Below are 23,787 nucleotides of genomic sequence, written 5' to 3' on the forward strand. Positions count from 1 at the left end.
GCTTTTTTTAAACAAATCATCTTAAACCAGGAATCGTGACAAAGGATTCTGCTGCCGTTTTATTATAATACGTACACCCTTTTTCAATATTTGCCATTAACAACTGATAACGCTGTCTATTTTCTGCAACATCATCGTTCATTAACAATTTTTCATAGAGTTTATATTCATCATCAGTCGTACGCTTCAAAGTTTGATGATATTCAGCAGGATATAGTTTGCTTTCAAATTCAATGGCTGTTGAATCATCTAAACTAATCTTCATACTGGTGTCAAAAATACTGCTAAAATTCATACCCATCCAACGATCTTTAGCGAGTTGAAATTTAACAATTGGATTTTTGTCATTTAAAAGATCAAGATACAGCAAGTTATCTTCATAAAATTGGTTAAAACTCTCTTCCAATGGTTCACTCGTGTTTGGATAGAGTTGTAAATAATCTACTCTGTTTTGTTCTGCTTTCTTTCTATAACAATAGCTACCTGAAGAAAAATTTTTAAGACCATCTTTGGCGATAAACAATCTCACATTAGGGCTCAAATCATTTCGATCAATGTTGCGATAACCTGGTAAAACTGTATCAAAAACATTTTTACCCGATAGGTTTACACGCTCCATTTCGATATCCGTTTGGATGTCACCAATGATATTCATCGTCCAATGACTAGGACTATTCACACTGAGCGTATTTTGGGCTTGATCATAGGTTTGATAGATACGATTTCGCGTAACAATCACACTATTCAACGGTTTAAAACTATCCGTATAAGTAAATTGTCCATTTTGAAATTCAATATAATTTAAGCCGAATCGATCATTAGAATTATAGTAAATTGAATAGAGTTGATCACCGTTTCGAAATTGTGTACTCGGTGATGATTCATACGAATCTCCCGACCCACCGCCGCCACAGGCACTTAAAAAAAACGGTAAAATACTTAGTACTAATATTGTTTTTTTGAAATTCATTTGAATTTTCTTTTGTATATTTTACACACAAAAGCATAGCTTTTATTGAACCACTTCTCAATTTTAATTTACATCATTTTAAGTAAAATTAAAAAATGCGCCCTGAGGCGCATTTTGATCTGAATGCTCTTAAAACACATAAGGTCGAATAAAAATCAGGAAGAATATCCCTAACATCAAGAACCATTTTAAAAAGTAATATAACTGACGGTTCTTCGCTTTCAGTGCTTTTGCTTTCACACGCAAGCGATAAATATAACCAAATGCTTTGTTCAGACCACCCGTTTGATCCCCTGCTTCATTCGGTGAACTTGCCGCAGTCATTACATTTTTACCAAACCAATGATTAAACCGTTCCATCCAACGTGTCTTTAAAGGGCGCTCTACATCAGCAAAGAAAATAATACGATTTTGATCCGTCGTGTTTTCTGCATAATGAATGTAGGTTTCATCAAACACAACGCTTTCACCATCTCTCCATGAATACCGCTGACCATCTACATCAATAAAGCAACGATCATCATTTGGCGTCAACAACCCTAAATGATAGCGTAAAGATCCCGCATAAGGATCACGATGACGAACCAAGCGACTATCAGGAGCAAGCTCAGTAAACATCGCCGCTTTAATGGTCGGTAATGTTTTAAGCAATGCTGTCGTTTTAGGGCACAGTTCTGCTGCTGAAGGATGTGCAGAGTCATACCATTTTAAATAAAAACGCTTCCAACCAGTTTTAAAAAATGAATTAAAGCCTAGGTCATCATATTTTTCAGAGGCTTTGATCCCACCCTGCTCATATAAAGCTTTGGCTTCATCACGAATCATTTCCCAATTTTCATCTAACACTTTTAAATCTTTAAAATGCTGTGTGTCGATATAAGGCTGGTTTGGCACCTTAGAGAACATATACATCAAAAAATTAATAGGTGCCAAAATGGTCGAATGATCAAAGAATTGACGATAGAACGAATGTCGTACTTTTCCACGACGTTGAATATACAGTGCCGATATGATGAATATCGCGAGAATAATCCACTTGATCATTGATTGACTCGGTTTATCTTTGGTTAGCGGGTTAAATGAGGAGATGCTGCACCTAAATTGGAAATGAATTGTTCCAATTTAGATGTATAGATAATCACGTAAATTGTATAACGACTACCCCAAACAACGAAACATTGTGTTCTACAAATAGACTTTTGATGGCTTTATATTTCAGTTTATTGACTTTTATGACGAAATTTAAAGTGCAAAATAACTTGAAATTACCTACCTACCCCAGATATAAGTTGAAGTGTTTTTAAATAAAATGCCAATTGAAACAATCGCTTTATTGTAAGAAGAACAAACTCTACATTCGCATCTGCTGTTTTATAACGCATGCTGGTGCAATAAATAGATGACCATTGCGTCACGGCTTGATACAACTTGTTATGTTCTTTTTCGATATAGTTATCGTAAGATTAGCGAAGCTTTAATGTGCGCAGGAAATACGCACTTGCTTCACAACATCAACTTAGAAGTCCTCCAAAAAAAAGGAGATCAGGGCATGATCCACGCTGGCAATGCCATTACCGTCCAAATGCTTTCGGACGGAATTGCAGAATTCCGCTTTGACTTACAAGGTGAGTCGGTTAATAAATTCAACCGCGCAACAATTGACGACTTTAAAGCTGCAATTGCTGCTGTTCAATCAAACGCTGAGATCAAAGGTCTTATCGTTACATCTGGTAAATCTACATTTATCGTTGGTGCAGACATCACTGAGTTTGGTGAAAACTTTGCGCAAGGCGAACAAGTCATTGTAGATTGGGCGATGCCTGTTCATGAAATTTTCAATTCATTCGAAGATTTAAATATTCCTAAAGTTGCTGCAATCAATGGTATGGCATTGGGCGGCGGTTTCGAAATGTGCTTGGTGTGTGACTATCGCGTGATGTCAGAATCAGCACAAGTTGGTCTTCCAGAAATTAAACTTGGGATCATTCCTGGTTTCGGTGGTACTGTTCGTCTAAGCCGTGTTATCGGTATCGATAACGCTGTTGAATGGATGGCAATGGCGAACCCGAAAAAAGCACCTGCTGCACTTAAAGATGGTGCGGTCGATGCGGTGGTTGCTGCTGATAAATTACAAGATGCTGCGATCTCTATCGTTAAACAAGCAATCGAAGGTCGTTTAGACTGGAAAGCGAAGCGTCAAGAAAAATTAGATCCTATTAAGTTGAATCCATTAGAACAAATGATGGCTTTCAACTCATCTAAAGGTGTGGTACTTGCGAAAGCTAATCCTGCACAATACCCTGCGCCAAAATTATTGCTTGATTCTATGCAAGCGGGCTCAAGCTTAGATCGTGCTGGTGCACTTCGCCAAGAAGCTGAACACTTTGCAAAAGCAGCGGTAACGCCACAAGCAGGTGCGTTGATTGGTTTATTCATCAACGACCAAGTTGTGAAGAAAACTTCGAAAAAATATGAACAAGGCGCTCACCCTGTAAATCAAGCTGCAGTACTTGGTGCAGGTATCATGGGTGGTGGTATTGCTTATCAAGCGGCAAGCAAAGGCACACCAATTATCATGAAAGATATTGGTAACCCACAACTTGCTTTAGGAATGAAAGAAGCAAACGGTCTTCTGACTAAACAAGTTGAACGTAAGAAAATCAAGCCTGCTCAAATGGGTGAAACGCTTGCACGTATCCGTCCGACATTAAGCTATGATGAGTTTAAAGAAGTCGATATCGTGATCGAAGCGGTAACTGAAAACCCGAAAGTGAAAGGCATCGTACTCAAAGAAACAGAATCTAAAGTACGTGAAAACACGATCATTGCATCAAACACTTCTACGATCTCAATCACGCGTTTGGCTGAAAACCTTGAACGTCCTGAGAACTTTGTAGGGATGCACTTCTTTAACCCAGTGCATATGATGCCTTTGGTTGAAGTGATCCGCGGTGAAAAAACTTCACCTGAAGCGATTGCAACGACTGTCGTACTCGCTCAAAAAATGGGTAAAACTCCTATCGTTGTCAATGACTGCCCGGGCTTCCTTGTAAACCGCGTATTGTTCCCTTACTTTGGTGCGTTTGACCTTCTTCTTAAAGACGGCGCTGACTTCCAACAAGTCGACAAAGTGATGGAAAAATTTGGCTGGCCAATGGGTCCTGCATACTTAATGGACGTTGTCGGTATTGATACTGGCGTTCACGGTGCAGAAGTGATGGCTGAAGGTTTCCCTGACCGTATGAAGCCTGATTTCAAAGGTTCAATCCAAACAATGTATGAAGCACAACGTCTTGGTCAAAAGAACGATGTTGGTTTCTACAAATATGAATTGGACAAGAAAGGCAAGAAAGCAAAAACTGTTGATCCAACAGCGTATGACGTGATTGCTTCTGTCGTGACTGGTGAAAAACGTGAATTTGATTCTCAAGAGATCATTGACCGTATGATGATTGCTTTCTGTAACGAAACTGTTCGTTGCTTAGAAGACAACATCGTTGCAACACCAAACGAAGCAGATATGGCAATGATCATGGGTGTAGGCTTCCCTCCATTCCGTGGTGGTCCATGCCGTTACATCGATCAAACTGGTGTAGCTGAGTATGTTGCGCTTTGCGACAAGTATGCGCATTTAGGTAAGGCTTATGAAGCGCCACAAATGTTGCGTGACATGGCTGCTAACAACAAAAAATTCTACGGTTAAGGAGCAACGTGAATGGCTACTTTAAATCCACGTGACGTTGTCATCGTTGATGGCGTACGTTCAGCAATGGGTAAAACCAAAAATGGTATGTTCCGCAATGTACGTGCCGATAACTTATCTGCTGAATTAGTTCGTGCATTGGTTGCTCGTAACCAGTTTGATGTGAACGAAGTTGAAGATGTGATCTGGGGTTGTGTGAACCAGACTCTAGAGCAAGGCATGAACATCGGTCGTAACATCGTGTTATTGGCAGACTTACCAAAAACTGTTGCAGGTCAAACTGTTAACCGTCTTTGTGGTTCTTCAATGCAAGCAATTCATACCGCAGCTGCTCAAATTGCGACAAACCAAGGTGATATCTTCATCATCGGTGGTGTTGAGCACATGGGCCACGTTGGCATGATGCATGGTATCGACTTGAACCCACAAGCATCTAAACATTATGCAAAAGCATCTAACATGATGGGCTTAACTGCTGAAATGTTAGGTCGTATGAATGGCATTAGCCGTGAAGAGCAAGACGCTTTTGGTGTTGAATCTCACCGTCGTGCTTGGGCTGCTACTCAAGAAGGTCGTTTCAAAAACGAAATCATTGGTGTTGAAGGTCATGATGCAAATGGCTTCAAAATCCTTTGTGATGTAGACGAAGTGATTCGTCCAGATGCGAACCTTGAAGCATTTAAAGCGTTGCGTCCTGTGTTTGACCCTAAAGGCGGTACAGTGACTGCTGCTACATCATCAGCGTTGTCTGACGGTGCATCTGCAATGTTATTGATGTCTGCTGAGCGTGCGCAAGCACTCGGTCTTAAGCCACGTGCTGTAATTCGATCTATGGCAGTTGCAGGTTGTGATGCTGCGATCATGGGTTATGGCCCAGTTCCAGCAACTCAAAAAGCGCTGAAACGTGCTGGCTTGAGTATTGGTGACATTCAGACTGTTGAGTTAAACGAAGCATTTGCTGCTCAAGGTCTTTCAGTATTGAAAGGTCTAGGTTTACATGACAAACAAGACATCGTGAACTTAAACGGTGGTGCGATTGCGCTTGGTCACCCATTGGGTTGTTCTGGTGCGCGTATCACAACGACGTTGTTAAACGTGATGGAACAACAAGATACACAAATCGGTCTTGCGACGATGTGTATCGGTCTTGGTCAAGGTATCGCAACTGTGATCGAACGTGTTTAAGTTTTAAATACGTGACCAAAAGAAACCCCGCTTAATGCGGGGTTTTTTCTCTAAAAAAAAATCTTGTTAAAAAATTTATAAATATGAAGAAAAAAAAGACATATTTCTATCCAGTATTTTATATCGTTCTCAGTCTTATAATTTTCTATTTTGGATGGAAGTTAGAAAATCAATATGAATTGCCTTTCTTTAATCCTCTATTAGTTTCTAGTATTGCTTATGGACTGGCTATTACTTTTTTAACTCCCATTTTTCTTGTTGTTATCAATCAGTTTTATGTCCGAGAAATTGAGGAGAATCGCAAAAAATTCCGTTATAAAAAAATTAATAAATTCATGAATTATTTTATATTTATACTTCTTACAGGGTTTGTGTTATTTTTTGTTTGGAGGTTATTTTCCCCGCAATTTATCACGCTTACAAACTTCGCTCTGATCAAAATAAATGAAGTCATTGGCAAGCCAGTTATCAAAGAATTTCTATTTAACGGTACGGTACAAGCTAATCCAACTCATCAACAAAAAATTAATATTGGCTCACACAAACATTCTATTTATGTTATTGATACTGTTACTCACAAGATAAATTTTACGCTATCTGATAATAAGAGAGAATACTCATTAAAGCAGTATTGCTTAACTCAAAATTTGAACCTTAATATTCAGAAATATAAAATTCAAATTGAAGGTTATAATTCTTTTTTGGGCTTTAGTGCTCAACAAAATCAACACTTGAGCAACCATGTATCTGCTCAACAAAATATCAATTTAGATCTTAACACTTTAAATTCATGTGAATTAATCTACTATAATTTACCTAGGCTTTAAGATAATTTGCAAATTATCAAACGTGTTTAAGTTTAGATACGTGACTAGAAGAAATCCCGCTGTTTGCGGGATTTTTATACTTTAGAAATCAAATTTTATTTTAGATTACTCCGCCATCCATCACCCAACAACTGATTTAAACGTTGCTCATCAAAGGTCATTGGAATCGCGCCTGCACCCTGTTGGATATGAGTCAATGCTTTGTCCCGATCAATCCCTAAAGGCTCCAACATTCTAAAAATGCCTGAACTCGGATCATTCGACTGTAAACCTGCTGCAACAGACAAAACATACTGCTGCTGTAAAGGTGATAGATGACTCATATCAGGCACTGGAGTTTTCGGTTGAATATTCAGTGCAGGTGAACTTTGCTCTAAAGCAGCATTTTGAATATTCTGCTCTTTTTTGATCACTTGATGTTGCAAAGATTGACGCACCTTTTGATCCTCTTGAAAAGGTGTAACAGTCGTCACAACTTCATCACGTAAGTCATCGTCCGCCATCAATTGAATTGAAGGCAGGCTTGCAACATCTTCAGCATGAGACAAACTCATCAGCAAGGCTGAGATCACACCGAACATCAAACATAATTTAGAATTAGTCATAAGTAAGACTCTGACATGCATCGTTCAAATTGAGCATCAAGAAACAAGAATAACTAAACAAATAGATCCATTCTTTAATTAAACTACACCAATTTATTTACGTATTCATCAGCACTCAGATAAATGTTTCAAGTTTTTTTTAAAAGTTTTGCTAAGCAACTGAATTTCAAGACTCGGTCTGATTTTACAAATATGGACTTCAAAGCTTAACTTCAATTCATTATAAAAATAGAAAACTCATACATATCCATCAGCCATGAAAACTAAAATAAAAAACAGCCTACTCGTTATATTTTTATGTCTCACATCACTCTGGGCAATCTTATTCATTTGGACACATCAGCCTGTTAATACCATTTTCACTTATGCACTGATCTTGTTTTGGGTTGGACTTGCCATCATTACAGGGATATTCCATTTCAAGCAACACAGCTATAAGCCCTATTTCACATGGGCGTATTTGATTATTTTTTTGATTGCCATGAATAGCTTTTTTTCCTTAGAACCACGCAATGATCGCGTTTGGCAGGATGAAACCGACAAAATTATTCAATTCCAATTCAAAGATGGCAAAGTGGAATTACAGAATGTCAGAAATTTTATTTGGCACAGTGATAAAGACTACGTGATGCGGTGGGAAACACGACAATACGATTTAGAAAAGTTAGATCGTATAGATTTAGTGGTATCACATTTTATGCAAGGTCCTATTGCGCATGTTTTTATTACATTTGGTTTTGATGATGGCGAACATCTCGCTTTTTCTTTAGAAGTTCGTCAGGAAAAAGATGAAGGATTTTCCACCATTGGCGGGTTTTTTCGGCAGTATGAATTGGCACTGGTCGTAGGTGATGAAAATGATTTGATTTATACCCGCTCAAATATTCGCGAAGAAGATGTCTATATTTATCCAATTCAAATGAATCAAACCGAAATTCAGATGTTGTTTTTAGAATTCCTGAACAAAGCCAATCGGCTAAATCATACCCCAGTTTGGTATAACACCTATATTAGTAATTGTACGACCATCTTGTTTGATTTATTAGAACATGCAGTAGGACAAATTCCACGAGATTATCGCGTGACATTGCCAGGTTTAATTCCAAACTATTTATATGACAAAAAAGTCCTCGATAATGGTATTACTTTAAATCAATGGAAAGAAAAAGCACATATTAATCCTAAAATTGAGCATGTTCATGATGTACATTTACTTTCAAGTAAAGCCTTTTCTGCCTTACTCCGTGAGTAAAGCATGCGTCCATTTTTTATAACCACGCTGAAAGAAACAACCAAGAAAGTTTGTTTATTGCGTTTCTTCCTGAACAGCAGGCTCTGAACTTGGACTTTGATTCACTGTTTGTGCTTCAATCACTTCGGCATTTTGATTTTTTAACTGATCAATTTCGCGTTGTAATTGATTTAATTCGCGATATAACTCGTTAAAGCGATTCACACTGAGATCACTTTTAAATAGGATCATTTCGTTACGGCGTTGCCAGTCATGATTCTTCAAAAACTCAAACATTTCTTCAGCTTTTTTTGTGATCTTAAGTTCTAAAGCAAACAAAGCTTGATCATTATTATGCTGTCGGCTGAATTTTAACTTTTCTTTCATTGGCTCACGCAAGTCTGCTTTCATCTCCAAAGCATCAAGCGCTTGTAAAGCTGTCGCATAAATTTGTTGGTCACGCGTTTGATATTCAGATTGAATTTTCTTCACTTGGACAAACATCTTTTCAGTGTCTTGGTATTTATTCTTTTTATCTAATTCTAGGCGCCGAACGTTCAGAAACTCATCCCACTTGGCTTGATCTAACTCACGTAAATACATATTTCGTGATTCAATATTGTCTACCCAATACTTCAAAATAAATTCAGAAAGTACTTTATAGTCACCATTCAAACGCTCATCTTCAACTTTAAAATTCAGAGGGGTTTTCCAATCCTTCGCTTGAACATAAAGCTGCTCAATTTTTTCCGTCATCACCAAATCAAATTGTTGACGTTGCACTTCATCATTTTTTTCATTTTGCGCGTAGGCACAATAACCAAATAATAAGGTCACCATGACGATAACCACAGCTAAAATTCCGCGCATCTCAAACTCCTATCCTTTTTTTGTTTGAGTAATGAATCACTTGCGAACAATGACAAGCACATGATGTGTATTGTATAGCATATTTTTTAAGCAGAAATAGGAATGAATTTAGTGGATATTGCTGTGATTTTGTCGATTTATTCGTGATTCTGTGATCAAGTTTCAATAATTTATTACGCAATATTCATATTTTCGACAGAAACATAGCGGGTTGAAACTCTGCGTTTCAGATTTAGACCTTTAATTTTGTTGTCATTGCCCACACTATAGATTCATAAATGATGATTAGAGATTTTTTATGCGTGTAGATGTGTGGTCAGATGTAGTATGCCCTTTTTGCTATATCGGAAAAAAACGTTTAGAAGCAGCAGCTGCTGCAACTGGTGTAGAACTTGAAGTCCATTGGCACAGTTTTCAGCTAGATCCTGATGCACCGCCACGTCAAGAAGTCTCAAATAGCGAACGTTTAGCATTAAAATATGGGCGTACTGTCGCTGAAGTTGAAGAAATGCAACGCAATATTGCGGAAATGGCAAAAGCAGAAGGCATCGAGTTCAATTGGGAAAATGCCAACTCAGGAAATACATTCAACGCCCATCGAATTATTCATCATGCACAAAGCTTAGGATTGGGTTCGGAAGCAAAAGAAGCCTTTTTTTATAGCTATATGACCCAAGGTTTAGCCATTGGCGAGCGTGAAACTCTCGAAGATGTTGCTTCGCGCATTGGTTTAAATCCAGTTGAAGTGGATGATATTTTGGATTCTGATCAATATGCCGATTTTGTCCAATTTGATGAAGAACTTGCACGTGATCAATTAAAAGTGACTGGCGTACCATTTTTTGTATTCGATCAGCGTGTGGCTTTGGCTGGTGCTCAACCGACTCAAGTCTTCCAAGATGTGATCAACAAAGTATTAACGACTGCCAATGAACAAACAGATCAACCCACTGTTGAAGATGCAGAAACTTGTACTGATGAACATTGTGACGTGCCACCAAGCAAATCATAAAACATCTTCGAGAACCTAAATACTGGCTTAAGGTTGCATGACTTAAGCTATATTTAGACTGTTATAAAAATAGAATTCAGCGTTGCATAAACAAGCCTATTCAAGTGAATCGGAACTTAATATACTTCATGTATAGATTCACTGCATGACTCTATACATGGTAAATTTTTATAGACCTCTTTCCCCAAGGAGGTCTTTTTTTATCTATAAAACAATCATTTAATAAAATTATTTCAGTTTCAAGTCTTCTCATTATCTGTTCCAATTTTAAATCACTTTAATTTCATTGTTGTTTATTGTGAATTTTGTTGAACAATTCATTAGAATAGATCAAACATTGATTTTTAATAATATCACGATGCTTAAGCCCATTTTTAATTTTATAAATAAATTCAGCGGCTTAACAATGAAAATGACTTAGAGCGAATATGAAAAGAATCATGCAGCAGTTCAAATCGTCAACCTTAAGTCTTGTCTTAAGTTGTAGCTTTTTAAGTACTTTCGTGTATAGCCAAGATCAGATAGATCACTTGACTGATCCTTATCAAACAGATGAAATCAGTGTCAGTAGCGAATTCCCTACTTTAGACTATCCTTTAGAATTTCAACAAAAAGATTGGCCAACATCGGATGAAAATAGCTTAGGTTGGATTAACTACGTTCCTCGCATGGTAGATTCAACCCCCACACTATTCCCTGAACAATCCAATAAAAGAATATACGCCCCGACCCAAGCGACTGAAGATTTATCATGGATTGACCGACGTCAAAAATCGATTCGCCACTGGGCAGACCGAACCGCTCAGCGAATCGATGGTTGGTTTGGTGAAGGTTATGAAGATGAAACCGCCAAAGCAACGCTACGTGTAATCTTTGATAATAAATGGAATAAGTATGATGATTACGAATTCAAGCCACGTATACGCGGTAAAATCGACTTACCAACCTTAGAGCGTAAATTAAGTTTAGTCTTTGGTGATGATTCACTGGATAATGAAATTGACAACAATATTGCCATTACCAATGAAAATCCCGCTGCTGATCCCGACAAAAATGTCGACACTAAGCGAATCCGTGAAGATAACAGTTCGATCGCATTACGTTGGTCACAACTGTCTGATAAGTTACCTTTCGATTTAGATGCTGATTTAGGTATTCGATCTGGAGATGACATTTATGCCCGCTTGAAGGCAAAAAAAGATTGGACTCTCGGGAATGATTTTTCCTTTCATGCTGAACAAATCTATCGTTATGGTATAGATAGTGAAAATTATCTAAGAACCAATTTGGAACTCACCCACGCACGTCCAAATGAAGCGTTTATTTCAAATCAGCTTTATCTAACTTATGCAGATGAGCAGGATGATGATTGGACTTGGGATAATCGTACCTATCGCCAACATCAGTTTTTCCATGATAACCGCTTTAACTACGGTATGTATGTGGGTGGTTATTACAATAACGATGATTTACGTATGAACAGTTGGGGACCTTTTGTTTCGTGGCGCCAACCCTTATTCCGCGAATGGTTCTTTGTTCAAGGTGACCTTAACTATTTTAATGATAAGCGTGAAGATCGATCACACTATCCTCGTGCTTTAGTTCGTCTTGAAGCTAGATTTTAGCGCTCGATAATAGTCATAAAAAAAGCCCATCACTGATGGGCTTTTTTTGGATCTTAGATTCTCAAATGACAGGCTTTTGAATCACGATACGATCATTACGTGTAATACGTGTTTTTTTAGGCGCCACTTCAGCTTCAGTTTTAGGTAAAACATAACCGACACGATCTGTGCGTGCGATACGTTTACTATCCACAAAAGAATTAATATCAAACTGTGGAATTTGATGCTTCACTACGGTTACACGATCATTTCGAACAATTTTTTTCACATCTTGTTCTGCATAAGAGACATTGGTTAAGCTCAGACAAAACATGCTAAATGCGAGCATCATTGAAGTTTTCATAGAATATTCCCAATATTTAATGATCGCTATTATAGATTAATTATTATTGTTTAATATGTTTTCCAAATCAAAACTTGGACGTATTTTTTTATCATTAACATCGAAAAAATTTATCTATTTTAACCCAAAGCTTAAATAGTTCCTTTTACATCCTACGACGGCGCTGCATAAAAAAGCCTATCCGAAGATAGGCTTTGGATCACAATTTAAAATATGCGCTTATTTCAATAATAAGCTGTTAATGCGTTTTAAATATGCAGCTGGATCTTCTGGTAAACCACCTTCCGCAATCATCGCTTGATCAAAAATCACATTTGCAAGATCGTCAAATTGTGCTGAACCATCCAACTTTTTCACCAATGGATGCTCAGGGTTAATCTCTAAAATTGGCTTGCTTTCTGGGACTGCTTGACCTGCCTGTTTTAACATGCGAATCAACTGTGGAGACAACTCGCCTTCACCCGTCACCAGACACGCTGGAGAATCAACCAAACGAGTGGTTACGCGCACTTCTTTGGTTTTGTCTTTTAATGACTCAGACAGCTTTTCAACCACAGGTTTAAACTGCTCAGCCGCCGCTTCTAATGCTTTTTTCTCTTCAGCATCCTGTAAATCACCTAAGTCTACAGCACCTTTTGCGACATTCTGCATTGGTGTCCCGTCAAACTCATGAACAAATTCCATTGCCCATTCATCTACACGTTCAGTCATTAGCAGAACATCGATGCCTTTTTTCTTGAATAATTCAAGTTGTGGCGAGTTTTTAGCAGCGGCTAAGCTTTCCGCCGTTACATAATAAATCGCCTTTTGACCTTCTTTCATTGCTGCTTTGTAGTCAGCCAATGAAGTGGTGACCTCATCATTGTTTGAAGTTGCAAAGCGTAGAAGCTTCAAAATTCGGTCACGATTGGTGAAATCTTCACCCAAACCTTCTTTTAAGACAGAACCAAACTCAGCATAAAACTTCTTAAATTTCTCTTGATCTGCTTCATCTTCAGATTTAGCTAAAGTATCTAAAGTTGTTAAGATTCGACGTGTGTTACCTTCACGGATGGTTTTAACATCTCGACTTTCTTGAAGTAATTCACGACTCACATTCAACGGTAAGTCTGCGCTATCCACAACACCTTGTACGAATCGTAAATAGTTCGGGATGAGATTATCTGCATCATCCATGATGAAGACACGTTTCACATAGAGCTTGATACCTGCTTTCGCTTCACGTGAGAAAATGTTGTGCGGTGCTTTACTTGGGATATACAGTAATTGCGTATATTCAGTGCTCCCTTCTACACGGTTATGCGCCCATGTAATAGGTGCTTCAAAGTCGTGACTTAAGTTTTTATAAAACTCAATATACTGTTCTTCAGTAATGTCATTCTTACTACGTGTCCACAATGCGCTGGCAGAATTGATCGCCTCCCATTCACCCGTTTTGACATACTGGCCTGGTTTCGCTTCTTCGCCCTCAGCTGCTTCTTCTTGTTGCCATACCTCTTTTTCCATTTGAATTGGTAAACTGATATGGTCTGAATATTTATTGATAATTTGCTTTACTTTATAACTTTGCAAATAATCTAATGCGTCTTCGCGCAAGTGTAGAATAATATCTGTACCGCGACCTTCTTTTGTAATTTGCTCAACTTCAAATTCGCCTGTACCACCACTGATCCAACGTACACCTTCTGAAGCTTCAGCCCCTGCACGACGTGATTCAACTGTGATTTTATCAGCGACAATAAAGCCAGAATAAAAACCGACACCAAACTGACCAATTAACTGTGCATCTGACTTTTGATCACCGGTTAATTTAGACATAAAGTCTTTAGTACCAGATTTAGCAATCGTACCCAAATTATCAATAGCTTCTTGTTGGCTTAAACCAATACCGTTGTCTGAAATGGTGATGGTTTTATTATCTTTATCCAATTGTACGCGTACACGTAAATCTGGATCATTTTCATAGTATTCAGGATGATTAATCCCTTCAAAACGTAATTTATCACATGCGTCTGAAGCGTTTGAAATTAGCTCACGAAGGAAAATTTCTGGATTTGAATAAAGTGAATGCGTCACTAAATGTAAAAGCTGAGCAACTTCCGCTTGGAAACTATGTTTTTGTGTATTCTGCTCGCTCATAAACTACTCCTTAAACACATCAAAACAATTTTTTTGAATGCTTAATGAATGGTGTAGCTTCTAATTTTTTCAATGGTCAAAATTAATTTTTTTTAAAAAGGACCTTGTTTGTAAATTCGATCAAGATGTATTTCTAGTTTTTGCTGACGCATTTGATAGACATGATTTAAGCATTGCAAATTTGCTTGGCATTGATCACGTAATTCCAGCCATTTGACTTGTTCATTCTGAATGATTGATCGCATTCCCATCGGTACTAAACGACGAAGAATTTGATAAGTGGCAGCCATTTTAACATCTGCATCATTCAGGATACGATGTTCACAAACAGCTTTCTCAGTTTCGGACTGCGCTTTTTTGCAATCAAAACTCGCTGCAAATACTGGAACACTTCCACATGCAGCCAGCACAATGATGAGTTTTATGAATTGGTTCTTCATGCATACTACTCTGTTATGAGCTTTCTAGATTATTGAAAAAAATTGTTTTTTTATATGGTATTTTCTACCTGTTATAGTACGACACATAAAAAAAGCCCTATTGATTAATAGGGCTAGGCGCAACTTTATTTTTAGAATTTGTAGCTGTAACCAATGCTATAGATGACTGGATCTATATCTAGCTTGAACTTTGTTGTTCCATCTACAGTCACTTCAGGGTTCAAATCTGCATAACGTACGTCAGCGAATACACCCCAGTTTTTTGCATCAGCTGGTTGGAAATTGAAACCTAACTGCGCTGCATAACCAAAATCTTCTTTTACACTTTGAACGCCTTGCTCATCCCAAGCAATAAATGCTGTTGCACCAAGACCAACATAAGGTGTAAATCCCCAGGTATTTTTAAAATGATATTTCGCAGTCAGTGTTGGTGGTAAATGTTTAATCGTCACTGCATCAGCGCCATTAATCAAAACATCATGGCGAACTGGAGTCGCTAATAATAATTCAGCAGAAATTTGATCATTAAAGAAATATTCCACCGAAGGGGTAAAAGCAAATTCATCATCGGCTTCCACTTTAGCTCCTCCTAGAGCAGTCACAGTGGTATCTTGCGTTGGAGAAATTGCAGATGCACCTACCTTAAGTTGCCACTCTCCTGCCAGTGCATTTGCTGACATCCCAACTAAAACAATCAGTGCAATTTTATTTAACATTATTATAACCTCTGAAAGAAATATCTAAATAAACCACTATTTAAATATAATAAACATGCCAAAAATTAATATGCAACTCTCAAAAATTAAATAAAATACATTTTATTTATAAACAACTGATTATAATAATAATTTATTTTAAATCATACCAATTTAGTCAATTATAAAACCATCAATTATTTTAAATAACCTATTGATCATATTATTTTACTCGGAATTTTTTATTTAATCCTACTATTTTAATCTGATTTAAAATAAAAAAAGGCGATTATATTAATCGCCTTTTATTCAATCATTTTTTAAATGTAGTTATAGGACCATTGCCGCGATCCAACCAAAAATCATCAATGGAATATTGAAATGAATAAATGTCGGAATCACACTGTCTTTCATATGATCATGTTGACCATCCATATTCAAGCCTGATGTTGGTCCTAAAGTCGAGTCTGAAGCTGGAGAGCCTGCATCACCTAGAGCTGCAGCAGTACCTATGAGCGCAATTGTTGCTGCTGGACTAAAACCAAACTGAATACATAATGGGACATAAATGATTGCAAGAATTGGCACTGTGGAGAATGATGATCCTATACCTAGTGTAATTAACAATCCGATGAGTAACATCCAGAATGCTGCCCAACCTTGACTATCACCAATCCATGCGACTGAAGCCTCAACTAGCGTTGGAACCTGACCAGTAGCGCCGATCACGGCTGCAAAACCTTGTGCTGCGATCATAATAAAACCCACGAGTGCCATCATACGCATACCAGTAATGATGACATCGTCAGCTTCTTTCCACTTGAAAATACCTGCACAACTTAGGATCGCCACACCGACTAAACCAGCTAAAATCATCGAATCAGAATACAATTGCACTGCAAGCGTTGCTAAAACAGCACCCCCCGCCATATAAATCGTAAATTTAGAAACCTCCGGTCTCGCAGAACCTTCTTGAACACCCATTTCACCCGAAATGCTTTGTGGTTGTTCTTCGACATGAATGTCACGATATTCTCGTGGTTTACGATAGCTATAAAACACTGCGATTAATAAACCTACGAACATCCCAAACACAGGAATCGCCATCGCAGAAGGGATTTGATCATAATCAATTTGGAAGCCAAGTGGTTCACCAAAAGTATTGATGTTTTGACCTAAAATATCATTTAGGAAAATTGCACCAAAACCGACTGGGATCAACATATAAGTTGCACATAAACCAAATGTGAGTAGACATGCAACCAATCGTCGATCAAGCTTTAAATGGTTGAATACCATCAATAATGGTGGAATCAATACAGGAATAAAAGCAATATGCACGGGAATTACGTTTTGAGAACAAACAGCCGCTATTGCAACCGTTGCAAAGATGGCATATTTGACACGATTTTGTATTTTAAGATTAGCCTCACCTTTAAGTGAATTAATCATTTTATATGCTAGAAGATCTGGCAAACCTGAACGAGCCAAAGTTAAGGCAAATGCACCAAGTACACCATAAGCTAAAGCAATCTGGGCACCCTTGCCCAAACCACCATTAAACGCTTCCATAGTGCCTTGTAAACCAAGACCAGCCAATAGGCCTCCTGTTACAGCACCAATGATCAGTGCAAATACCACAGGCACACGAGCCAAAGAGAGGCCAAACATGACCCCAATGGCAGCAAGAATTGCAAACATAAGAAATAGGAATCAGACAAAAAAACTATTTTATCAGAATTTGTTTGTAATAAATCTGCTCATCAGGGGTTGATACCTTCACTCGTCAGATTCTATTCGCCTTGCGCATTTTTTTTTGCAAATTTTTTAATATACGATGCGATCTCTTGGGCACGACTTAAAACAGCCCAATGATTCGCATCTAGCTCAACACGTTCAAAACCTGTCGCCCATTTTGGAATTTCGTCAATCAACTCTGGACTTACATATTTATCGCGTTTTAAGACTACCGCTTGAACGGGGCAAATCGCATGACGTTGACGAGGCATCGTTAGACGTGGAATAAAGTTTGCCCGATACAGTGCCACACCATACTCACCATCCTTAGAGATATTTTGGTTTACAGGTAAGCCTTTTGTATCTTCAAGAATTTCAAATATTTTGCCCCAGCGATCTGGATTGAGAAAATTCCACATCGTCGGTGCAACTACGGGTAGCTGAAATAGTACGATGTACCAAGACTTAATCAATTGCTTAAAGAACTTTGGTTTTTGATGTTTGAATTGTTCACGCATCCAATAAGCAGCATGGTCCAAGCATGGTCCAGATATAGTGGTATATGAAAGAATACGACCTTTAAATTTAGATTCAGTTACGGATTCCCATGTTTGAATTGAGCCCCAATCGTGTGCTGCCACATGAAAGTTTCGATTTGGCAACAGATGATTTACCACACTCTCCAAATCCAAAGACAGTTGAGCTAATGCATAAGCGCGAATCTTTTTCGGTACGCTCGATTGACCAGCGCCACGCACATCATAAGTTACAACAAAATAATCTTCGATTAAATTCGAAATGATTGGTTCCCATACTTCTTGATTGTCTGGATAACCATGCACAAGCACCAATGCCGGCTTATTCCGATCTCCCCATGTTTTAGCATAGAGTTTTTGTTGATCTGTCGTGTTAATCCAATGCGATTCAAATTGCATAATATGCTCAACCTTTTTTGTTATTGATTGACCGTTTTCTTGGTCTACGATGATTTTCGATCAATGCCAGAATATTTTTTGTACTTTAGTATGCTAACTAATGAAATAAAAATAATTGACCTAAATGAGTATTTTGAAAAAGCTAACGACAATTCCGTTAATCTCCAAGTATATGTTTAATAGCTTTGCACCCTTTCAAGGCGCAGGCATTACTATCGATAAAATCGACTTAAAAAATCATCATATTCGTGTAAAAATGCCACTTACACGAAAAAATAAAAATATTGTGGGTGTCCACTTTGGCGGTAGCCTTTATTCTATGGTTGACCCATTCTATATGACATTACTCATGTATCACTTAGGTGATAAATATATTGTTTGGGATAAGGCTGCAAGCATCGATTTTTTAACTCCTGGTCGTAGCACTGTTTATGCAGATATCCGCATTGATTCCAGTGAAATACAACTCATCAAAGAGCTCGCTAGCAATCATGCTCCTGTTTACCGTAACTATACTGTGAATATTATGGATGAATCAGGCTTACGGATCGCAGAAGTTCACAAAACTGTGTATATCCGTCGCAAGAAGGCAAAAGCCACACGTTTCCGTTAATAAAAAAAGCGCTCTATGAGCGCTTTTTTTTATCACTTTAGCAAATTAACGATTATTTTGTTCTATCGCTTTTGCTCTATCGCTGCTCCTGCACCGCCGCCAATTGCACCACCAATTGCAGCGCCAGAGTTACCACCAAAAATACTTTTACCGACTGCAGACCCGATTGCACCGCCTACACCACTATAAGTGGCATTACGATCTGAGCCCCCTTGAGATTTACTACCTACAGCGGCACCTGCACCACCACCAAGCGTTGCACCAACACCACCACCAACATTATTACCAACACCACCACCAAGTGCGCCGCCTGCAGCAGCTGCACCAATACGCTGTTGATTCGGCGTCATGCTTTCACAACCTACAAGTAGCATTGTAGATACGGTTACCATCGCCATGACAGCTGTTAACTTTTTCATCTTGATGTCCCTCTTTGTCTATTTATATAAGCATATCGCGATCTAGAGAATAAAATTTTCAATTTCTGTTACAAGACAACGCGAAAATGATGCTATTTGTAAAGAGTTTTTTTCAAAATAGATATTTAGCCTCAAATTCACATTATCAAACTCAATAAAAAAAGGCACCCGTAGGTGCCTTCTTAATTCAGTTTAGATTAAAACTGATCTTCATTTAATGCTTGTGAGAACGCTTGGTCAACTTCAGAGAAGTCATTAACCAATTCGTGTTCAGCAGCTTCTGCTTCTTGACGACGACGCTCTAAGTGGTAAGCCAAACCTGTACCCGCTGGGATCAAGCGACCAACAACCACGTTTTCTTTTAGACCGCGTAAATCATCTTCTTTACCTGTTACAGCAGCTTCAGTTAACACACGTGTTGTTTCCTGGAACGATGCAGCAGAAATGAACGAGTCAGTAGAAAGTGAAGCTTTCGTGATACCCATCAATTGACGTTCAAACTTCGCAGGGAACTTGTTCTGAGCAAGTACTGCTTGGTTTTCTTGGACAACACGGATGTAATCCACTTGCTCGCCTTTGATGAAGCTTGTATCACCACCATCGATGATCTCAACTTTACGCAACATTTGACGTACGATGACTTCAATGTGCTTATCGTTGATTTTTACACCTTGGAGACGATATACGTCTTGAACTTCATTCACGATGTAGTTCGTAAGTGCAACTTCGCCTTTCAAACGTAAGATGTCATGTGGATTTTGCGGACCATCAGAAATCGTTTCACCACGGTTAACATGCTCACCTTCAAACACGTTAATCGTACGCCACTTAGGAATTAACTCTTCGTAAATCTCTGAGCCATCATCCGGTGTGATCACCAAACGATTCTTACCTTTAGTTTCTTTACCAAAGCTTACAACACCTGAAACTTCTGCAAGGATCGCATGTTCTTTCGGCTTACGTGCTTCAAACAAGTCAGCTACACGTGGAAGACCACCGGTAATATCACGAGTACGTGAAGTTTCTTGAGGTACACGACCAATTACATCACCCACACCAATTGTTTCGCCATCTCGGACAGTCACAATTGTATTTTGTGGTAAGAAGTAGAACTGTTCACCACCATCAACTGTATCTAATACAATCGCTGGACGTAAGTCTTTACCAGAAGCTGGACGAGACGTTACAGGTAAAATTTCAACTGTCGTCATACCAGTTGCATCATCTGTTTTCGAGGTTGCAGTTACACCATCAGCGATTTGGCTGAAACGTGCTTTACCAGCAACTTCTGTTACCAATGGATGCGTATGCGGATCCCAAGTCGCTACAATACCGCCAGCTTCTACCGCACCACCATCTTTAATCAAGATTGAGGCACCGTAAGGAAGTTTATAACGCTCACGCTCACGACCGATGTCATCAGTGATACCAATCTCACCAGAACGAGAAACAGACACTAAGTGACCTTTAGCGTGTTGAACTGTCTTCACATTATGGAAACGGACAAAGCCTGCATTACGTACTTGAACACTGTTCGCAGCAGAAGTTCGGCTCGCAGCACCACCCACGTGGAATGTACGCATCGTTAACTGTGTACCTGGCTCACCAATGGATTGAGCAGCCATTACACCCACTGATTCACCTGGATTCACCAAGTGACCACGTGCAAGGTCACGACCATAACATTTCGCACATACACCAAAAGTAGATGCACAGTTTACTACTGAACGCACTTTAACTTCATCGACACCTTGCTCTTCTAGGTAGTTTGCAAGTTTCTCATCGATGAGTGTATTACGTGGCAGTACTACTTCATCAGAACCTGGTCGCTTCGCATCTTCAGCTAATACACGACCAAGCACACGAGTACCTAAGTTCTCGATAACATCACCACCTTGAATGAATGGCGTCATTACGAGACCGTCAAAAGTACCGCAATCTGGCTCAGTAATCACTAAGTCTTGCGCTACGTCTACAAGACGACGTGTCAAGTAACCCGAGTTCGCTGTCTTCAATGCTGTATCGGCCAAACCTTTACGCGCACCGTGTGTTGAAATGAAGTACTGAAGTACTGTCAAACCTTCACGGAAGTTCGCTTTAATTGGTGTCTCAATAATCGAGCCATCCGGTTTTGCCATCAAACCACGCATACCTGCAAGCTGACGAATCTGTGCTGCACTACCACGGGCACCAGAATCAGACATCATGTAGATGGAGTTGAATGATTTTTGTTTCTCATCTTCGCCCTGTTTGTTCTTAACAGTCGTGTAAGACAAGTTATCCATCATCGCTTTCGCTACTTGGTCATTTGTACGTGCCCAAATATCGACAACTTTGTTATAACGTTCACCGGCAGTTACGAAACCTTGTTCGAACTGTTGCTCAATTTCACGAACTTCAACTTCAGCTTTCTCGATGATTGAATACTTCGCAGGTGGAATCACCATGTCTTCCATACCAACAGACACGCCTGAACGTGTTGCTTGACGGAAACCGAGGTACATCAATTGGTCAGCAAAAATAACAGTATCTTTCAAACCTAGCTTACGGTAGCAAGAGTTGATCAATTTAGAGATGTTCTTTTTGGTCATCTCAACGTTGATTTGCTCGAAGCTTAAACCTTCTGGCACAACTTCCCAAAGTAAACAACGGCCTGGCGTTGTATCAACGATAATAGTTTGTTGCTCACGCTCACCATTTTCATTGATCACAGTTTGATGTACACGAGCTTTAACGCGAGCATGTAAATCAACTTGACCTGTTGCAAGCGCACGGTTTACTTCATGAGTATCCGCGAACACCATGCCTTCACCTTTGGCATTGATTGCATCACGCGTGATGTAATACAAGCCTAAGACAACGTCTTGCGATGGAACGATGATTGGTTCACCGTTTGCTGGAGACAAGATGTTGTTCGTTGACATCATTAACGCACGAGCTTCTAATTGAGCTTCAAGTGTTAATGGAACGTGTACCGCCATTTGGTCACCATCGAAGTCGGCGTTGAACGCAGCACATACGAGTGGGTGTAGACGGATCGCTTTACCTTCGATCAATACAGGTTCAAATGCTTGAAGACCTAAACGGTGAAGTGTTGGCGCACGGTTCAACATCACTGGATGTTGACGAATCACAGATGCAAGAACGTCCCAAACTTCTGGAGTCTCACGCTCAACCATTTTCTTCGCAGCTTTAATGGTAGTTGCTTGGCCAGACGCTTGTAATTTCGCGAAAATAAACGGCTTGAATAACTCAAGTGCCATTTTCTTAGGAAGACCACATTGGTGAAGTCGTAAAGTAGGACCTACAGTAATTACCGAACGACCAGAATAGTCAACACGCTTACCAAGTAAGTTCTGACGGAAACGACCTTGTTTACCTTTGATCATGTCTGCCAAAGATTTAAGAGGACGTTTGTTCGAACCAGTAATTGCACGACCACGACGACCGTTATCTAACAATGCATCTACAGACTCTTGTAACATACGTTTTTCGTTACGTACGATGATATCTGGAGCAGCTAGATCAAGAAGACGCTTTAAACGGTTGTTACGGTTAATCACACGACGATAAAGATCGTTCAAATCAGATGTCGCGAAACGACCACCTTCAAGTGGTACAAGCGGACGAAGATCTGGTGGAAGTACTGGAAGTACAGTCAACACCATCCATTCTGGTTTGTTATTCGACTCTTTGAACGCTTCCATTAACTTCAAACGCTTAGATGCTTTCTTAAGCTTCGTTTCAGAAGTTGTATTTGGAATTTCTTCACGTAAACGAGAAATCTCAGCTTCAAGATCGATGTCTTTCAACAAATCTTGAACTGCTTCAGCACCCATTTTCGCAGTGAATTCATCACCGTGCTCTTCTAATGCTGTGAAGTATTCTTCGTCATTCAGAAGTTGGTATTTCTCAAATGGCGTCATACCAGGATCTGTTACAACGTAAGATTCGAAATACAATACACGTTCGATATCACGTAGCGTCATGTCTAAAAGAAGACCGATACGGCTAGGCAGTGATTTTAAGAACCAAATGTGTGCAACTGGTGAAGCAAGCTCAATGTGACCCATACGCTCACGACGAACTTTCGCAGTTGTTACTTCAACGCCACATTTTTCACAAATGACGCCTTTGTATTTCATACGCTTGTATTTACCACACAAGCATTCGTAATCTTTTACTGGACCAAAAATTTTGGCACAGAATAAACCATCACGTTCAGGTTTGAACGTACGATAGTTAATTGTCTCTGGCTTTTTAACTTCACCATGAGACCATGACTTAATCATTTCTGGTGACGCAAGACCAATACGGATGCGATCAAACTCTACAGGAGCATGACCGTCTGAATCCGTCTTTTTGCGCATGATATCGAGCAAGTCTTTCAATTTTTTTCTCCGTGTGTTGTGGAGATTTTCACTTCACAACTGGGTCA

The 23,787-nt window shown here is 39.1% G+C and carries 19 protein-coding genes; 7 read left to right on the plus strand and 12 right to left on the minus strand.

The annotated features are described in order from the left end of the window. Positions 1-16 precede the first annotated feature (16 nt). Entirely contained in the window at positions 17-970 is a 954-nt protein-coding gene (locus AC1M9E_RS12935) for a hypothetical protein (RefSeq protein WP_488224854.1), read from the minus strand. 129 nt (positions 971-1,099) lie between these two features. Then, complete coding sequence (gene lpxO / locus AC1M9E_RS12940; RefSeq protein WP_035265982.1) at positions 1,100-2,014, minus strand: lipid A hydroxylase LpxO; 915 nt, start codon at positions 2,012-2,014, stop codon at positions 1,100-1,102. Between the two features lie 505 nt (positions 2,015-2,519). Here lpxO and fadB point away from each other — a divergent pair. The 3 genes from fadB to AC1M9E_RS12955 all read left to right on the plus strand — a co-directional run bounded on the left by fadB (position 2,520) and on the right by AC1M9E_RS12955 (position 6,685). After that, a complete protein-coding gene (gene fadB / locus AC1M9E_RS12945) occupies positions 2,520-4,673 on the plus strand; it encodes a fatty acid oxidation complex subunit alpha FadB (RefSeq protein WP_092766638.1) in 2,154 nt (717 codons plus the stop codon). Positions 4,674-4,685: 12 nt separating this feature from the next. Then, positions 4,686-5,858, plus strand: a complete 1,173-nt coding sequence (gene fadA / locus AC1M9E_RS12950; RefSeq protein WP_035265978.1) for an acetyl-CoA C-acyltransferase FadA — start codon at positions 4,686-4,688, stop codon at positions 5,856-5,858. Positions 5,859-5,941: 83 nt separating this feature from the next. Further along, a complete protein-coding gene (locus AC1M9E_RS12955) occupies positions 5,942-6,685 on the plus strand; it encodes a hypothetical protein (protein ID WP_481607249.1) in 744 nt (247 codons plus the stop codon). A 95-nt stretch (positions 6,686-6,780) separates the two neighbouring features. Here the strand turns inward: AC1M9E_RS12955 and AC1M9E_RS12960 are convergent, their stop codons facing one another. Then, positions 6,781-7,290: a hypothetical protein gene (locus AC1M9E_RS12960; protein ID WP_481607248.1), complete on the minus strand. Its 510-nt coding sequence runs from the start codon at positions 7,288-7,290 to the stop codon at positions 6,781-6,783. Positions 7,291-7,546: 256 nt separating this feature from the next. On the opposite strand from AC1M9E_RS12960, the gene AC1M9E_RS12965 reads away from it, so the two are divergent. Next, positions 7,547-8,542, plus strand: a complete 996-nt coding sequence (locus AC1M9E_RS12965; RefSeq protein ID WP_481607247.1) for an Lnb N-terminal periplasmic domain-containing protein — start codon at positions 7,547-7,549, stop codon at positions 8,540-8,542. A 54-nt stretch (positions 8,543-8,596) separates the two neighbouring features. On the opposite strand, the gene AC1M9E_RS12970 is transcribed toward AC1M9E_RS12965, so the two are convergent. Next, positions 8,597-9,391 (minus strand): hypothetical protein, encoded by a 795-nt coding sequence (locus AC1M9E_RS12970; RefSeq protein WP_481607246.1) that lies wholly within the window; start codon positions 9,389-9,391, stop codon positions 8,597-8,599. A 298-nt stretch (positions 9,392-9,689) separates the two neighbouring features. Here AC1M9E_RS12970 and AC1M9E_RS12975 point away from each other — a divergent pair, with 298 nt between their 5' ends. Together AC1M9E_RS12975 and AC1M9E_RS12980 are read left to right on the plus strand one after the other, a co-directional pair. Continuing rightward, positions 9,690-10,403 (plus strand): DsbA family oxidoreductase, encoded by a 714-nt coding sequence (locus tag AC1M9E_RS12975; RefSeq protein WP_035265969.1) that lies wholly within the window; start codon positions 9,690-9,692, stop codon positions 10,401-10,403. 428 nt (positions 10,404-10,831) lie between these two features. Next, positions 10,832-12,028, plus strand: coding sequence for a hypothetical protein (locus AC1M9E_RS12980; protein ID WP_488224855.1), 1,197 nt, complete (start codon positions 10,832-10,834; stop codon positions 12,026-12,028). Positions 12,029-12,089: 61 nt separating this feature from the next. On the opposite strand, the gene AC1M9E_RS12985 is transcribed toward AC1M9E_RS12980, so the two are convergent. From AC1M9E_RS12985 to AC1M9E_RS13010, 6 genes are all read right to left on the minus strand, one after another. Further along, on the minus strand, positions 12,090-12,371 hold the full coding sequence (locus tag AC1M9E_RS12985; protein ID WP_481607244.1) for a hypothetical protein: 282 nt from the start codon (positions 12,369-12,371) through the stop codon (positions 12,090-12,092). Positions 12,372-12,590: 219 nt separating this feature from the next. Then, positions 12,591-14,510, minus strand: a complete 1,920-nt coding sequence (htpG, locus tag AC1M9E_RS12990; RefSeq protein WP_180028982.1) for a molecular chaperone HtpG — start codon at positions 14,508-14,510, stop codon at positions 12,591-12,593. A gap of 92 nt (positions 14,511-14,602) precedes the next feature. Beyond that, positions 14,603-14,950: a lysozyme inhibitor LprI family protein gene (locus AC1M9E_RS12995; RefSeq protein WP_035265964.1), complete on the minus strand. Its 348-nt coding sequence runs from the start codon at positions 14,948-14,950 to the stop codon at positions 14,603-14,605. A 131-nt stretch (positions 14,951-15,081) separates the two neighbouring features. Continuing rightward, on the minus strand, positions 15,082-15,666 hold the full coding sequence (locus AC1M9E_RS13000; RefSeq protein ID WP_488224856.1) for an OmpW/AlkL family protein: 585 nt from the start codon (positions 15,664-15,666) through the stop codon (positions 15,082-15,084). A 309-nt stretch (positions 15,667-15,975) separates the two neighbouring features. Further along, positions 15,976-17,346 (minus strand): Na+/H+ antiporter family protein, encoded by a 1,371-nt coding sequence (locus AC1M9E_RS13005; RefSeq protein ID WP_092766629.1) that lies wholly within the window; start codon positions 17,344-17,346, stop codon positions 15,976-15,978. Between the two features lie 92 nt (positions 17,347-17,438). Beyond that, positions 17,439-18,317, minus strand: coding sequence for an alpha/beta fold hydrolase (locus AC1M9E_RS13010; RefSeq protein WP_481607242.1), 879 nt, complete (start codon positions 18,315-18,317; stop codon positions 17,439-17,441). A gap of 124 nt (positions 18,318-18,441) precedes the next feature. Here AC1M9E_RS13010 and AC1M9E_RS13015 point away from each other — a divergent pair, with 124 nt between their 5' ends. Continuing rightward, positions 18,442-18,930, plus strand: a complete 489-nt coding sequence (locus tag AC1M9E_RS13015) for a DUF4442 domain-containing protein (RefSeq protein ID WP_035265952.1) — start codon at positions 18,442-18,444, stop codon at positions 18,928-18,930. Positions 18,931-18,992: 62 nt separating this feature from the next. On the opposite strand, the gene AC1M9E_RS13020 is transcribed toward AC1M9E_RS13015, so the two are convergent. Together AC1M9E_RS13020 and rpoC are read right to left on the minus strand one after the other, a co-directional pair. After that, on the minus strand, positions 18,993-19,349 hold the full coding sequence (locus AC1M9E_RS13020; RefSeq protein WP_481607241.1) for a DNA transfer protein p32: 357 nt from the start codon (positions 19,347-19,349) through the stop codon (positions 18,993-18,995). A gap of 197 nt (positions 19,350-19,546) precedes the next feature. Beyond that, complete coding sequence (gene rpoC, locus AC1M9E_RS13025; RefSeq protein ID WP_035265945.1) at positions 19,547-23,740, minus strand: DNA-directed RNA polymerase subunit beta'; 4,194 nt, start codon at positions 23,738-23,740, stop codon at positions 19,547-19,549. Between the last annotated feature and the right edge of the window lie 47 nt (positions 23,741-23,787).

The sequence above is a fragment of the Acinetobacter sp. 24-47-47 genome (genome assembly GCF_057737035.1).

Coding starts and splice junctions, on each gene's coding strand:
- AC1M9E_RS12965 (WP_481607247.1), top strand. CDS start 7,547: ATGAAAACTAAAATAAAAAACAGCCTACTCGTTATATTTTTATGTCTC.
- AC1M9E_RS12970 (WP_481607246.1), bottom strand. CDS start 9,391: ATGCGCGGAATTTTAGCTGTGGTTATCGTCATGGTGACCTTATTATTT.
- lpxO (WP_035265982.1), bottom strand. CDS start 2,014: ATGATCAAGTGGATTATTCTCGCGATATTCATCATATCGGCACTGTAT.
- AC1M9E_RS12975 (WP_035265969.1), top strand. CDS start 9,690: ATGCGTGTAGATGTGTGGTCAGATGTAGTATGCCCTTTTTGCTATATC.
- AC1M9E_RS13020 (WP_481607241.1), bottom strand. CDS start 19,349: ATGAAAAAGTTAACAGCTGTCATGGCGATGGTAACCGTATCTACAATG.
- AC1M9E_RS12935 (WP_488224854.1), bottom strand. CDS start 970: ATGAATTTCAAAAAAACAATATTAGTACTAAGTATTTTACCGTTTTTT.
- AC1M9E_RS13010 (WP_481607242.1), bottom strand. CDS start 18,317: ATGCAATTTGAATCGCATTGGATTAACACGACAGATCAACAAAAACTC.
- AC1M9E_RS12995 (WP_035265964.1), bottom strand. CDS start 14,950: ATGAAGAACCAATTCATAAAACTCATCATTGTGCTGGCTGCATGTGGA.
- AC1M9E_RS13005 (WP_092766629.1), bottom strand. CDS start 17,346: ATGTTTGCAATTCTTGCTGCCATTGGGGTCATGTTTGGCCTCTCTTTG.
- fadA (WP_035265978.1), top strand. CDS start 4,686: ATGGCTACTTTAAATCCACGTGACGTTGTCATCGTTGATGGCGTACGT.
- fadB (WP_092766638.1), top strand. CDS start 2,520: ATGATCCACGCTGGCAATGCCATTACCGTCCAAATGCTTTCGGACGGA.
- htpG (WP_180028982.1), bottom strand. CDS start 14,510: ATGAGCGAGCAGAATACACAAAAACATAGTTTCCAAGCGGAAGTTGCT.
- AC1M9E_RS12955 (WP_481607249.1), top strand. CDS start 5,942: ATGAAGAAAAAAAAGACATATTTCTATCCAGTATTTTATATCGTTCTC.
- AC1M9E_RS12985 (WP_481607244.1), bottom strand. CDS start 12,371: ATGAAAACTTCAATGATGCTCGCATTTAGCATGTTTTGTCTGAGCTTA.
- AC1M9E_RS12980 (WP_488224855.1), top strand. CDS start 10,832: ATGAAAAGAATCATGCAGCAGTTCAAATCGTCAACCTTAAGTCTTGTC.
- AC1M9E_RS13000 (WP_488224856.1), bottom strand. CDS start 15,666: ATGTTAAATAAAATTGCACTGATTGTTTTAGTTGGGATGTCAGCAAAT.
- AC1M9E_RS12960 (WP_481607248.1), bottom strand. CDS start 7,290: ATGACTAATTCTAAATTATGTTTGATGTTCGGTGTGATCTCAGCCTTG.
- AC1M9E_RS13015 (WP_035265952.1), top strand. CDS start 18,442: ATGAGTATTTTGAAAAAGCTAACGACAATTCCGTTAATCTCCAAGTAT.